Origin of the sequence: Bordetella ansorpii, assembly GCF_900078315.1 — a bacterium.
GTDB classification, from domain to species: Bacteria; Pseudomonadota; Gammaproteobacteria; order Burkholderiales; family Burkholderiaceae_B; genus Bordetella; species Bordetella ansorpii.
Map to the genome: position 1 here is coordinate 442,017 of NZ_FKBS01000017.1, position 12,710 is coordinate 454,726.

General features: G+C 67.7%; 12 protein-coding genes and 2 tRNA genes. 6 read left to right on the forward strand and 8 right to left on the reverse strand.

What is annotated here, in order from left to right; all coding sequences use genetic code 11:
* Nucleotides 1-22: 22 nt before the first annotated feature.
* Together rlmB and A7W11_RS17005 are read right to left on the reverse strand one after the other, a co-directional pair.
* Complete coding sequence (rlmB, locus tag A7W11_RS17000) at nucleotides 23-760, reverse strand: 23S rRNA (guanosine(2251)-2'-O)-methyltransferase RlmB (RefSeq protein WP_066415611.1); 738 nt, start codon at nucleotides 758-760, stop codon at nucleotides 23-25.
* A 157-nt stretch (nucleotides 761-917) separates the two neighbouring features.
* On the reverse strand, nucleotides 918-1,766 hold the full coding sequence (locus A7W11_RS17005) for an SDR family oxidoreductase (RefSeq protein ID WP_066415613.1): 849 nt from the start codon (nucleotides 1,764-1,766) through the stop codon (nucleotides 918-920).
* A 97-nt stretch (nucleotides 1,767-1,863) separates the two neighbouring features.
* Here A7W11_RS17005 and A7W11_RS17010 point away from each other — a divergent pair, with 97 nt between their 5' ends.
* Nucleotides 1,864-2,322 (forward strand): winged helix-turn-helix transcriptional regulator, encoded by a 459-nt coding sequence (locus A7W11_RS17010; RefSeq protein ID WP_082887308.1) that lies wholly within the window; start codon nucleotides 1,864-1,866, stop codon nucleotides 2,320-2,322.
* A gap of 97 nt (nucleotides 2,323-2,419) precedes the next feature.
* Here A7W11_RS17010 and rnr read toward each other — a convergent pair whose 3' ends face one another.
* Complete coding sequence (gene rnr, locus A7W11_RS17015) at nucleotides 2,420-4,879, reverse strand: ribonuclease R (protein ID WP_156523123.1); 2,460 nt, start codon at nucleotides 4,877-4,879, stop codon at nucleotides 2,420-2,422.
* A 168-nt stretch (nucleotides 4,880-5,047) separates the two neighbouring features.
* Between rnr and A7W11_RS17020 the strand changes: the two genes are divergently transcribed.
* Nucleotides 5,048-5,132 (forward strand) — tRNA-Leu (locus A7W11_RS17020).
* A gap of 153 nt (nucleotides 5,133-5,285) precedes the next feature.
* On the opposite strand, the gene A7W11_RS17025 is transcribed toward A7W11_RS17020, so the two are convergent.
* The 4 genes from A7W11_RS17025 to A7W11_RS17040 form a co-directional block, all read right to left on the reverse strand.
* Complete coding sequence (locus tag A7W11_RS17025) at nucleotides 5,286-6,215, reverse strand: phosphatidate cytidylyltransferase (protein ID WP_066415626.1); 930 nt, start codon at nucleotides 6,213-6,215, stop codon at nucleotides 5,286-5,288.
* Nucleotides 6,216-6,231: 16 nt separating this feature from the next.
* Entirely contained in the window at nucleotides 6,232-6,858 is a 627-nt protein-coding gene (locus tag A7W11_RS17030) for a lysophospholipid acyltransferase family protein (RefSeq protein WP_066415630.1), read from the reverse strand.
* Entirely contained in the window at nucleotides 6,855-7,469 is a 615-nt protein-coding gene (locus A7W11_RS17035; RefSeq protein ID WP_235816899.1) for a CDP-alcohol phosphatidyltransferase family protein, read from the reverse strand. The genes A7W11_RS17030 and A7W11_RS17035 overlap by 4 nt, the downstream gene beginning before the upstream one ends.
* A gap of 82 nt (nucleotides 7,470-7,551) precedes the next feature.
* Entirely contained in the window at nucleotides 7,552-8,178 is a 627-nt protein-coding gene (locus tag A7W11_RS17040) for a tRNA-uridine aminocarboxypropyltransferase (RefSeq protein ID WP_066415642.1), read from the reverse strand.
* 131 nt (nucleotides 8,179-8,309) lie between these two features.
* Between A7W11_RS17040 and A7W11_RS17045 the strand changes: the two genes are divergently transcribed.
* From A7W11_RS17045 to A7W11_RS17055, 3 genes are all read left to right on the forward strand, one after another.
* Nucleotides 8,310-8,394 (forward strand) — tRNA-Leu (locus A7W11_RS17045).
* A gap of 414 nt (nucleotides 8,395-8,808) precedes the next feature.
* Entirely contained in the window at nucleotides 8,809-9,567 is a 759-nt protein-coding gene (locus tag A7W11_RS17050) for a c-type cytochrome (RefSeq protein ID WP_082887309.1), read from the forward strand.
* A 12-nt stretch (nucleotides 9,568-9,579) separates the two neighbouring features.
* Complete coding sequence (locus tag A7W11_RS17055; RefSeq protein ID WP_066415653.1) at nucleotides 9,580-10,848, forward strand: c-type cytochrome; 1,269 nt, start codon at nucleotides 9,580-9,582, stop codon at nucleotides 10,846-10,848.
* A gap of 24 nt (nucleotides 10,849-10,872) precedes the next feature.
* Here the strand turns inward: A7W11_RS17055 and A7W11_RS17060 are convergent, their stop codons facing one another.
* Nucleotides 10,873-11,313, reverse strand: coding sequence for a GNAT family N-acetyltransferase (locus A7W11_RS17060; protein WP_066415662.1), 441 nt, complete (start codon nucleotides 11,311-11,313; stop codon nucleotides 10,873-10,875).
* 106 nt (nucleotides 11,314-11,419) lie between these two features.
* Here A7W11_RS17060 and A7W11_RS17065 point away from each other — a divergent pair, with 106 nt between their 5' ends.
* Nucleotides 11,420-12,700: an arsenic transporter gene (locus A7W11_RS17065; RefSeq protein WP_066415666.1), complete on the forward strand. Its 1,281-nt coding sequence runs from the start codon at nucleotides 11,420-11,422 to the stop codon at nucleotides 12,698-12,700.
* The last annotated feature ends 10 nt before the right edge of the window (nucleotides 12,701-12,710 follow it).

The window sequence follows — 12,710 nt, forward strand, 5'->3', positions numbered from 1 at the left end:
AGGAAAGAGAAGAGGAAAAGGCTCAGGCCTGGCGCTGGCGCACGGCTTCGTACAGGCACACGGCGCTGGCGACGCTGACGTTCAGGCTTTCGACGGAACCCAGCATGGGGATGTTGACCAGTTGGTCGCAGGTCTCGCGCGTCAGGCGGCGCATGCCCTCGCCTTCCGCGCCCATGACCCAGGCCATGGGCTGGCGCGCATCGACGGCATGCATGCTGTCGGTGGCCTGGTCGTCGGTGCCGACCAGCCAGACGCCACGCTCTTTCAGGCTGCGCATGGTGCGCGCCAGATTGGTGACGGTGATGTAGGGCACGGTGTCGGCCGCGCCGCAAGCCACGCGCTGCACGGTGCTGGTCAGGCCCACCGCGCGGTCGCGCGGCGCAATGACCGCGTGCACGCCAGCCGCGTCGGCCGTGCGCAGACACGCGCCCAGATTATGCGGATCGGTGACGCCGTCGAGGATGAGCAGGAAGGCCGGACCTTCGATGACGTCGAGCACTTCGTCGACATCGACGGCCAGTTGGCGTTCGTCGGCCAGCGCCACCACGCCTTGATGGCGCGTGCCGCGCGACAGGCCATCCAGCCGGTCGATCGCGACGGGGTGCACGCGCCGGCCGGCGCGTTCGGCCGATTCGATCAAACTTTGCATGCGCTTGTCGCGCCGCGAAGCCTCGACGTAGATTTCCTTGATCGATTCGGGAGCATGGCGCAGGCGCGCGATGACCGCATGAAACCCGGCGAGGACTTGGGCCGAAGCCATAGAGCGTAATACCTTTTGATGAGCGAAGAGCGCACTGGCCGCGGATCTGCATGGGCGGACGACGGCGGCGCCGATCCCGCCATGTTACCGCCGCCCGCCCCGCGATGGGGCCGGCAGGGCCGCCGCCCTGCCCCGCTTCACGCTGATCGCCGCCCTCTCAAGCCTTCAGCGTGGCGTCCACCGAGGCTGCCAGCGGCGTGGTCGGACGGCCGATCAGCGTCGACAGGACACGGCCATCGTCGAACAGCGCGCCCTGCGAGGCGCCCACGTCCCACGAGGCAATGCCTTCGGCCAGGAAGTCCGGCAGGCCGAGCTGCTTCAGGACGGCGGCATACTCGGCCTGCGGCAGATCGTTGTACGGGATGTCGCGGCCGGCATGGCGCGACAACAGCGCGGCCAGATCGGCCATCGTCCATGCCGTGTCGCCGGCCAGTTCATAGGTCTTGCCTTCGTGGCCCGCGCCCATCAGCACGGCCACGGCGGCCTCGGCATAGTCTTCACGCGTGGCGGAAGAGATCCTGCCGTTGCCCGAGCAGCCCACCAGGGCGCCATGCGCCACGGCGCCGCCGAACGACCCGGCGTAGTTCTCGGTGTACCAGCCGTTGCGCAGCACGGTGTACGCGATACCCGATTCCTTCAGCAGCTTCTCGGTGGCCACGTGCTCATCGGCCAGGCTCAGCGGCGAACGGTCGGCATGCAGCAGGCTGGTGTAGGCGATGCGCTGGACGCCGGCGCGGCGGGCAGCGTCGATCACGTTACGGTGCTGGGCGATGCGCTGGCCGACTTCGCTGGACGAGATCAGCAGCAGCGTCTGCACGCCGGCCAGGGCGGCATCCAGCGAGGTGGGGTCGGCATAGTCGGCGGCACGCGCGGCCACGCCCAGGTCGGCGGCCTTTTCGGGACTGCGGACCAGCGCGACGATGTCCGCGGCGGGCACTTTCTGCTTCAGTCTGTCGACGACGATGCGGCCCAGTTGGCCGGTGGCGCCGGTGATGGCGATGGTCATGGCGGAACTCCTGTTCTTGGTTTCCAGGGGAAGGAGCGCTAGACTCTACGCCACATACTAATTTTTTGTAAGTACGCACAAAAAGGTAAGTATTGATATGACTGCCGATCCCTCCTCCTCCGGTCCGGACGAACGCCCGGCTTCGCTGTCGGAAATACTCCAACGTGGCGACCTCATGACGGCCGCCTGTCCGTCACGCGAAGTACTCAAGCACATGACCAGCCGTTGGGGCGTACTGGTGCTGATTGCACTGCTGCCTGGCACGCAACGTTTCAGCGAACTGCGCCGCACCATCCGCGGCGTCAACGAACGGATGCTGGCCCAGACGCTGCAATGGCTGGAAGGCGACGGCATCGTGCAGCGGCGCGCCTTCAAGGTGGTGCCGCCGCACGTGGAGTATTCGTTGACGCCGCTGGGGCGCGAGGCGGCCCAACGCGTGCAGGGCCTGGCCGACTGGATCGAAGCGAACATGCCGGCCATTACCGCGCATTGGAATGCCGCCGGCGTGCGGCCCGAGCAGGAAAAAAGCCGGCCCACAGACCGGCTTCCTGGCTAGGCCTGCCCGCGGCGTATCGCACGGGCGGGCCCTGGCGGCGCCTGGAGCAGCGGAATCGAATCGGACTCCGCCAGGCCCGCCGCCTGGGGGATACACGCTATCGCGCGCGCGGCGCCTTCTTCGCGGGCCGCGCCGCCGTCTTGGCCGGCTTGCTGGCCCGCTTGGCTTCGGCGCGGCGCTGCTTGGCCGTCTGCCCCTTCAAGGCGGCAGGCTTGGGCGCGGCGGCGCGCTTGACGCGGCGCGGCGGCTCGTCGGGGTTCTTGGCGGCCTGCTTGCGCAGCGCGTCGAAGCTGGTGCCCTTGACCAGGCGGAACTCGATGCGGCGGGCTTCCAGGTCGACACGCGCCACCTGCACCTGGACCTTGTCGGTCAGGCGGTAGCGCATGCCGGTGCGCTCGCCGCGCAACTCGTGCAGCCCGTCGTTGAACTGGAAGTACTCGCCGCCCAGTTCCGAGACGTGCACCAGGCCCTCGACGTGCAGCGTATCGAGCGTGACGAAGATGCCGAAGCTGGCCACGCCGGTGACGGTGCCGCTGAAGTCCTCGCCCACGCGTTCCTTGACGAACCAGCACTTCAGCCAGGCCTCGACGTCGCGCGAAGCTTCGTCGGCGCGGCGCTCGCGGGACGACAGCAGCAGGCCCATCTTTTCCCAGATGTCGTGCTCGTGCTCTTTCTGGCTGGCGCCCACGGCCACGGGCTGGTCTTCCAGCTTGGGCACGTAGCGGTCGCCCGCCAGCAGGGCCTTGATGACGCGGTGCGTCAGCAGGTCGGGATAGCGGCGGATGGGCGAGGTGAAGTGCGTGTACCCGGGATACGACAGGCCGAAGTGGCCGACGTTGTCGGGGCTGTAGATGGCCTGCTGCATCGAGCGCAGGCACATGGTCTGCAGCAGCGGGAAATCGGGGCGGCCGCGCACGCTGTCCAGGAATTCGCCGTAGTCGCTGGCCGTGGGCTCTTCGCCGCCGCCCAGGGACAGGCCCATGGTGCGCAGGAATTCGCGCAGCGATTTCAGGCGTTCGGGCGTCGGGCCTTCGTGCACGCGGTACAGGCCAGGGTGCTTGCTGCGCAGCATGAAGTCGGCGGCGCAGGTGTTGGCCGCCAGCATGCATTCTTCGATCAGCTTGTGCGCATCGTTGCGCACCGAGGGCACGATCTGTTCGATGCGGCCCAACTGGTTGCAGACGATCTTGGTCTCGACGGTATCGAAGTCGATGGCGCCGCGCTTGCGGCGCGACTGCACCAGCAGCTGGAACAGCTCGTACAGGTGCTGCACGTGCGGCAGCACGCCGCCCAACGCCGCGGCAGCCGGACCGGTGGGCTGCTGCAACGCCGCCCAGATGTTGGTGTAGGTGGTTCGGGCCTGCGAATGCATGACCGCGTTGAAGAACTGATAGGCCGTGACCGTGCCGGCCTTGGCGCCGGTGGCCGGAATGACCATGTCGCACACCAGCACCAGCCGGTCGACGTTCGGGTTCAGCGAGCACAGGCCGTTGGACAGCGACTCGGGCAGCATGGGAATCACGCGGCGCGGGAAATACACGCTGGTGCCGCGCTCGAAGGCATCCACGTCCAGCGGGTCATCGCTGCGCACGTAATGGCTGACGTCGGCGATGGCCACCAGCAGACGCCAGGCGGGACGCTTGCGCGTGCCGGTGCCCAGGTCCACGGGTTCGCAATAGACGGCGTCGTCGAAGTCGCGGGCGTCCTCGCCGTCGATGGTGATCAGCGGCACGTCGCGCAGGTCGACGCGGCCCTTCAGGTCGTTCTTGCGCACCACGTCGGGCAGGCGCGCGGCCTGCTTGGCAGCGGCCTCGCTGAAATCGACCGGCACGTCGAACTTGCGCACGGCGATCTCGATCTCCATGCCCGGATCGTCGATCTCGCCCAGCACTTCAAACACCCGGCCCAGCGGCTGGGTATGGCGGGTGGGCTGCGCCATGATCTCGACCGACACCACTTGCCCATGCTGGGCACCGTTGGTGTCGGCCGGAGGAATGAGAATGTCGTGCTTGATGCGCTGGTCTTCCGGCACCACGATGGACAGGCCATGTTCGTGCAGGAAGCGCCCTACCAGCCTGTTGGTGCGGCGCTCGATGACCTCGACGATGGTGCCTTCGGGCTTGCCCCGGTACTCGCCCGTGGGTTTGACCAGCACGCGGTCGCCATGCAGCACCTTGGACATCTCGCGGGCCGCCAGGAAGATGTCCTGGCCGCCGTCTTCGCGCTGCAGGAACCCGAATCCGTCGCGATGGCCCAGCACCTTGCCGGCGACGAAATCCAGCTTGGAGGCCAGCAGCAGCACGCCCTTGCGATTGGGCATCAGTTGGCCATCGCGCTCCATGGCCGCCAGACGGCGGTCGAAGCCGACCAGCGTGGCCTCGCGCTCGACGCCCATGCGCTGCGCCAGTTCTTCCGGCGACAGGGGCGTCGCGGCCGAACGCAGGGCCGTCAGGATGGCTTCGCGCGAGGGGACGTCGGGATCGAAATCGGGCGGCGCATCGGGCAAGACAGACGTGGATCGGTTGTTATTCGAGTCGTTATTCGGTCGTTTTGCCAAAGGTGAAAATCCCGTATATAATGCACAGCTTCTGTTCGCCGTAGCGATTTTTTGACTCCGGCAGCTTTTCCGGTAATCAGTTCGGAAAAGCGTATCACAAAGCCAGTGCAAGCCTTATTGCACAAGGCCTCGGATAAACAGACACAGCAGTGAATGTAGTAGTGCAGTGCCCAGGTGGCGGAATTGGTAGACGCGCACGGTTCAGGTCCGTGTGCCGCAAGGTGTGGAGGTTCGAGTCCTCTTCTGGGCACCACAAGCTTCAAGTCGACAGGCGGCTACCAACGGTTCATGAATATGCGCCGCGCCTCTCGAAAGCCAGTTAACTGGCTCGCCACCGACAAAGCCCGCCAACGCGGGCTTTTTGTTTTTCAGCGGGTGCTTGTCTGTTCTGCTTCGGTACGCCCCCTCAGGCATACCAGAACCGCGTCAGATGGAAAAAGATCGGCGCGGCGAACGCGATCGAATCCATGCGGTCCAGCATGCCGCCGTGGCCCGGAATGCTCGCGCCCCAATCCTTGGCGCCCAGCGACCGCTTCACCGCCGACAGCACCAGCCCGCCGATCACACCCGACACCACGATGGCCAGGGCCAGCAGACCCGCCTGCCAGGGCTGGAACGGCGTGAACGAATACAGCGCCGCGCCCACGCCGGTCGCCAGCATGCCGCCGCCGATCACCCCTTCCCAGGTCTTGCCGGGACTGAGCGCCGGCGCCAGCTTGTGCCGGCCGAACAGCTTGCCGCACACGTACTGCAGCACGTCCGAGATCTGCGTCACCAGCAGGAAGAACAACAACAGCACGCCATCGGCCGCGTCATAGCCGGGAATCTGCAGGGACATCAGCGCGGGCGCATGGCTGATGCCATACACGCACACCATCACCGACCACTGGATCTTGGCGGTGCGCTCCAGATAGTGCTGGGTATCCTGCGCCACGGCCGTCATCGCCGAGATCACCAGGAAGCCATACACCGGCAGAAAAATCGCGAACAGCCCATACCAGTTGATGCCCACCAGCCCGTACTGCACGGGGATCGCGACGAAGAACGCCGCGAACAGCGCGGGCCGGTCGCCTGGACGCGTGGGCGTCAGCGACAGGAACTCCCGCAGCGACAGGAAGGACGCAAAGGCGAACAGCACAATGGCGGGCACGCGCCCCGCCGCGATCACCGGAATGCCGATGCCCACCAGCAGCCACCACGCATCCACGCGTTCGGCCAGGTTGCGGATGGTGGCGTTGTCGCGCCCCACGCGCCAGACCAATATATGGCTGATGACGGTGGACGCCGCCAGGAAAGCGATGATGCCCAGGGCCAGGCGCCAGAAATCGAGGTTCATGGATGGCGTTCCTGCATCAATGGCCGGGCGACAGGCGGCTGACCGCCTGGTGGGCACGCGCCAGGAAGTCGTCCCTGGTCTCGTCGCCGACACGGGCCAGCACCGGACCGAAGTGCACCTTGTTGATCAGCGGCAGCGGCAGCAGCGCCCCCTTGGGCAGGATGCGGTGCAGGTTCTCCAGATAGACCGGCGCCAGGTTCAACGAGGGAAACTCCTGCGCCAGCCGGAACAGCCCGCTCTTGAAGGCGCCGGGCAATTCCTGGTCGCCGCGCGTGCCCTCGGGAAAGAAGATCAGCGACGCCCCCTCTTGCAGCGCCTGGCGCACCGGCGCCAGCGGATCGCCGCCACCGCTGCGCTGCCGGTCGATGAAGACCACGTTCAGGATCTTCTCGGCCACCCAGCGCCGGCTCTCGGTCTTGCACCAGTAGTCGCGCGCGGCCACCGGCCGCACCCGCGACCGCGCGCGCAGCTTCAGCGCGGCCAGGATCACCAGGGTGTCCAGATGGCTGGTGTGGTTGGCGAAGTACAGCGTCTGCCGATGGCCCGGCGGCATGTCGCCGTTCGGATAGGCCCCGACCAGAAACCGCACCAGCCCGCACAGCAACTCGCGCAGCACGCGATAGGTCCGCCCACGTTGGATCATGACGCCTCCGGCTTCGCCAGGCCGATGGCGATGGCACGCGTGCGCGTCCAGCAGGTCCAGGCCGAGCCCACGGCGATGACGATCAGGCCGACACGCAATGCGGCCGGATCCAGCGGGAACGACGGCGCCAGCGGGGCGCAAGCAGCCAAGGCCAGCGCCACCGTGGCCACCGCCATGCGATGCTGCTTGGCCATCGGCCCCAGGAAGCGCTGCGGCTGCCCCAGCGCGCCGCCCGCGACGCGCACATAGGCCGTCAGCGCGGCCAGCAAGGCGCACAGCCAGCCCAGCTCGATGCTGTGCGCGGCATGGCCGATGGAAACCAGGATGATCGAATCGGCCAGGCGATCCGGAAACTCGTTGTAGAGCGCGCCCAGCGCGGAGCCCTTGCCGCCCTCGACGGCGACCAGGCCGTCCAGCACGTTGGCCAACAACCGCAACTGGATCCCCGCGATGGCCAGCACGGCGCCGGCCGGCCCGCCGACCGCCAGCAGGCCCAGCGGCGCCAGCAACGACGCCACGACACTGAACGCGGATATTTGATCGGGGGTGACGCGCGTGGCGGCCAGCCGCCGGGCCATCCCCTGGATGAGGCGGTTAGACCGTGAAGACACTGCCCTGCGTTCCATGCCCGCCACCTCCTCCGTAACGACGGATTCGCGGAGCATTATGCCGATGGCGGCGCGGCCTCACAAATCACGAGGACCGCGGCCCCTGCCGGCGCACATGATGACGTTCGTAGACATCCTGGCCCATCGCGGCGATCTGCGCCTGGACCAGCGCCTCGAACGGCCGCAGCAGCGCATCGAACGCCGCCGGCGCCTCCAGCGCGTTCAGCGCCTGCACGATGGCTTCCAGCGTGGACAGCGCCCCCGGCTCACGCGCCTGCCGCACGCGATAACGCGACGCCGCCCCCTCGGGCAAGGCCAGGCGTGGCAGCTCGGCCAGGCCGGGATTGTGGCGCAACAGGCTGCGGGCGTGGCGCCAGGTGCCATCGGGCACCACCAGCAGGCAAGGCACGCCGGAAGGCTGCGCGGGCGCCAGTACGCCATCGGCCGCCAGTACGCGTGCCTCGGGACCGGGAAACAGCAGGTGCGGCGCATAGCCTGGCGCGTGCCACTGCCCGGGCGCGAAACGCTCGCCGATCAGCAACTGGGCGTTGGGCAGGCCCAGCACCGCCAGCCGCGCCGTGTTCAGGGCATGGCGCGCCTCGTCGGGATGCTGCAGCACCACCACCCGCGTGGTGCTGGGCAACGTGGGAATCAGAGGACAAAGGCAGTGGGCCAGGGGCCTCGTGCAGCGGGGGCAGACAGGTCGACTCATGGGCGAACTATAAATATTTTAGAAAAAGTCGCCATGGACTTGCACAAACCCAAAAACATATGCATAATCTCGTTCCTCTGCTGCTGACACAGCGAATCGCGAAAAACGAGACGCTTGCGGAAACAGACAGTGCCCAGGTGGCGGAATTGGTAGACGCGCACGGTTCAGGTCCGTGTGCCGCAAGGTGTGGAGGTTCGAGTCCTCTCCTGGGCACCACCGCTTTAGTACTCGCAGCATGGCTGACACTACCAAGTCAGCAAACGCAGGAAGCCACGCAATCGCGTGGCTTTTTTGCTTTCGGGCTTGGATCTTTCCGGCTCGGATATTCAGCAGTGGCCAGGGCCCGCAAAGCCAGCCCCAAGGCCGATAAGCCGCACACGTATCCCATCCGGCATCGACCGCGCCACACGAGTCGCCGCTCCATGTTCGCGAGCCACCGGGGCTGCGCGCGCCACGCTGTGCAAGACAGACCAGGGTCGAACGCCGCTCGCGCAACCGGCGCGTGATGCGAAGCGCGGCTTTCCGCCACGCCCTCTCTTCTGTACCACGGCCGGTCCGTCGTCGTATGCTTGCAGGCGGCAGATCCCCATTCCAAGTCCGCTCCCCGCGGGTGCCATAACGATAAAGCCGATGCCGAACGCCTCCTGTACGCCCCGCGCCGCGCGCCGTCGCGGCTGCACGCCGCGAGTGGGCTGCGCGCTTGCCGCGCTCGCCATCCTCATACTTTGCGCCCCCGCGCACGCCGCGGAACCCACCGCCTTGCAGCCCGGCACCATGGCCGCCCGCGTGGCGGCCTGTACGGCCTGCCATGGCGAACAGGGCCGTGCCGGCAACGACGGCTACTACCCCAGGCTGGCCGGCAAGCCGCAGGACTACCTCTATCACCAACTGCTGAATTTCCGCGATGGACGCCGCCAGTACCGGCCCATGCAGCATCTGCTGGCCAACCTGCCCGATGCCTATCTGCACGAAATCGCCGGCTACTTCGCCGAGCAGCACGTGCCCTATCCGCCGCCCTCGCCCGCCAGCGTGCCCGCGGCCCAACTGGAACGGGGCCGGATGCTCGCCATGCAGGGCGATCCCGCCCGCGGCCTGACCGCCTGCACGGCCTGCCATGGCGCAAGCCTGGGCGGCATGCTGCCTGCCATCCCCGGGCTGCTGGGCTTGCCGCGCGACTACCTCGTCTCGCAGATCGGGGGCTGGAAGAATGCCCGCCGCCAGGCCGCCGCGCCGGATTGCATGGCCGACGTAGCCGACAAGCTGACGCCTGAGGACATCAGCGCGGTATCCGCCTGGCTGTCCTCGCAGCCCGTGGGCGGCGCCTATGCGCCGCAGCCCGCCGGCTCGGCGTCCCTGCCCGCCCGCTGCGGCAGCCAGCCACAACGCTGAACGGGATCGCTCATGAGACGGATTGCACGCATTCTGCTGGTCTTGCTGCTGCTCTGCGTAGCGGCGGGCGGCATGACGTATTGGCTGGGGACACGTGACGACGCCGGCCCACCCGCTGCTGCAGCCACCGACCCCGCCGCCCAGCTCGACCGTGGCCGCTATCTGGCCCAGATCGGCAACTGCATGACCTGCCACACTGCCCGCGACGGCAAGCCCTACGCCGGCGGCACCCCGGTGCCCACCCCCTTCGGCACGCTTTACGGCCCCAACATCACCCCCGATCCCCAGACCGGAATCGGCGCGTGGACGGCAGACGATTTCTGGAACGCGCTGCACAACGGCAAGTCGCGCGACGGCACGCTGCTGTATCCGGCCTTTCCATTCACGGAATACACGAATGTCACGCGAGCGGACTCGGATGCGCTCCATGCCTACCTGCGCACCGTGCAACCCGTGAACCAACCCAGCCGCGCGCCCGAGCTGCGCTTTCCATACGATCAACGGCCCTTGTTGGCGGCATGGCGCGTGCTGTATTTCACCCCCGGCGCGCCGACAGAAGACACCGGGCAGTCGCAGCAATGGAATCGCGGCCGCTATCTGGTGCAGGGCCTGGGCCACTGCGCGGCCTGCCACGCGCCGCGCAACGGCCAGGGCGCCACAGTGGACGGCGCCAGCCTGGGCGGTGGCCTGATTCCGATGCTGGACTGGTATGCGCCACCGCTGAATGGCGCGCCCGCCACCGGCCTGGGAAACTGGCGGGCCGAGGACATCGCCGCGCTGCTGCGCACCGGCATGGCGGCGCACTCCACCGCCAGCGGCCCCATGGCCGAAGTGGTCCAGCGCAGCACGCAACACCTGAGCGCCGACGACGCGATGGCCATCGGCGTCTACCTGAAAAGCCTGCCGTCCACCGCCCCGCCGGCCCGGCTTCCCCCACCGCCGCAGGCGTCGCTGGATGCCGGAGGCAAGCTGTACGCGCAGCATTGCGCGCAATGCCACCAGGCATCGGGCGAAGGCGGCACGCAGGCCTGGCCGCCGCTGGCGGGCAACCCCACCGTGACCGCGGCCTCGCCCATCAATGCCATCCGCATGGTGCTGGACGGCGGCTTCGCACCGGCCACCAAGGACAATCCACGACCGCACGGCATGCCGCCGTTCGGCCAGATACTGAACGACAACGACGCCGCGCTGCTGGTGACCTACATCCGCAATAGCTGGGGCAACGCGGCCGGACCGGTGACGTCACTCGAAGTGAAGCGGGCCAGGGAATCGGCGAATTGAAGACCGCCGCGCACGGCGCATGGCTCAGTGCAACGCCATGCGCATCGATACATGCGGGATGCCCGCGTCGATGAATTCCTCGCCGCACGCGGCAAACCCGTGCGCTTCGTAGAATGCGCGCGCATGGGTCTGGGCATTGAGCATCAACACGGACTGGCCAGCCTCGCGTCCTTTCTCGATCAATGCCCGCAGCACCTGCCCGCCCAGCCCCGTGCCGCGCATGCGCGCCAGCACCGCCATGCGGCCGATGTGCCCGTCGGGCAGCAGCCGGCCGGTGGCCACGGGCTCGCCCGCGGCATCGTAGGCCACCGCATGCACGCACACCGCATCCATGTCATCCATCTCGATCTCCAGCGGCACGGATTGCTCGACCACGAACACGGCATGGCGCACCTGGCTGGCATCGTCGCGCAGGCGTTCCCAGGTATCGATGACGAGGCGCGGAACTGACGGATTGCTGGACATGCGGCTTCCTTCCAATGCGGTGACAAGGGTGCGATTCTGACAGCGATCCGCGGCCCGGGAAACAGGCTACCATCGCGGCTTTCCCTCCCCCCAAGCACGCCGCACCATGCCGCTCGCCGTCGCCATCTTCGCCCTGACCCTGGTGCTCGTCATCGCCCAGCCGCGTGGCCTGGGCATCGGCTGGAGCGCCTGCATCGGCGCGGCGCTGGCCCTGTTGAGCGGCGTGGTGCACTGGACCGACATCGGCGCGGTCTGGCACGTCGTCTGGAACGCCACCGCCACCTTCATCGCCATCATCGTCACCAGCCTGGTCCTGGACCGCGCCGGCTTCTTCGAATGGGCCGCGTTGCACGTGGCCCGTTGGGGCGGCGGCAGCGGCAAGCGCCTGTTCGTGCTGGTCGTGCTGCTGGGGGCCCTGGTCACCGCCCTGTTCGCCAACGACGGCGCGGCGTTGATCCTCACGCCCATCGTCATGGAAATGCTGCTGGCGCTGGGCTTCGCGCCCGCCGCCACCCTGGCTTTCGTGATGGCGGCGGGCTTCGTGGCCGACACCGCCAGCATTCCGCTGATCGTCTCCAACCTGGTCAACATCGTCTCGGCCGATTTCTTCGACATCGGCTTCGGCCGCTATGCGTCCGTGATGGTACCGGTCAACTTCGCCGCCGTGGCCGCCACGCTGGCGGTGCTGATGTGGTTCTTCCGGCGCGGCATTCCCGCGCGTTACGACGTGTCGCGATTACCCGAACCGGGCAGCGCCGTGCGCGATCCCGTCACGTTCCGCGCCGGCTGGGTGGTGCTGGCGCTGCTGCTGGCGGGCTTCTTCGTGCTGGAACCCCTGGGCATCCCCATCAGCGCCATCGCGGCCGCCGGCACCGCCGGACTGCTGCTGGTGGCGGGACGCCAGCACATCGTCGGCACGCGCCGCATCATGCGCGAAGCGCCCTGGCACATCGTGGTGTTCTCGCTGGGCATGTATCTGGTGGTGTACGGCCTGCGCAACGCCGGCCTCACCGCCCACCTGACCACGCTGCTGGACCGCTGCGCCGAATACGGCGTGTGGGGCGCGGCCCTGGGCACCGGCCTGGTCACCGCGTTTCTTTCTTCGGTGATGAACAACCTGCCCACCGTGCTGGTCGGCGCGCTGTCCATCGCCGACACGTCGGCCACCGGCCCCGTGCGCGACGCCATGATCTACGCCAATGTGATCGGCAGCGACCTCGGCCCCAAGATCACGCCCATCGGCAGCCTGGCCACGCTGCTGTGGCTGCACGTGCTGGCGCGCAAGGGACTGGCCATCGGCTGGGGCTATTACTTCCGCGTGGGCATCGTGCTGACGCTGCCGGTGCTGCTGGTGACGCTGGCCGCGCTGGCTTGGCGGCTCGCCTGATTTTCATATT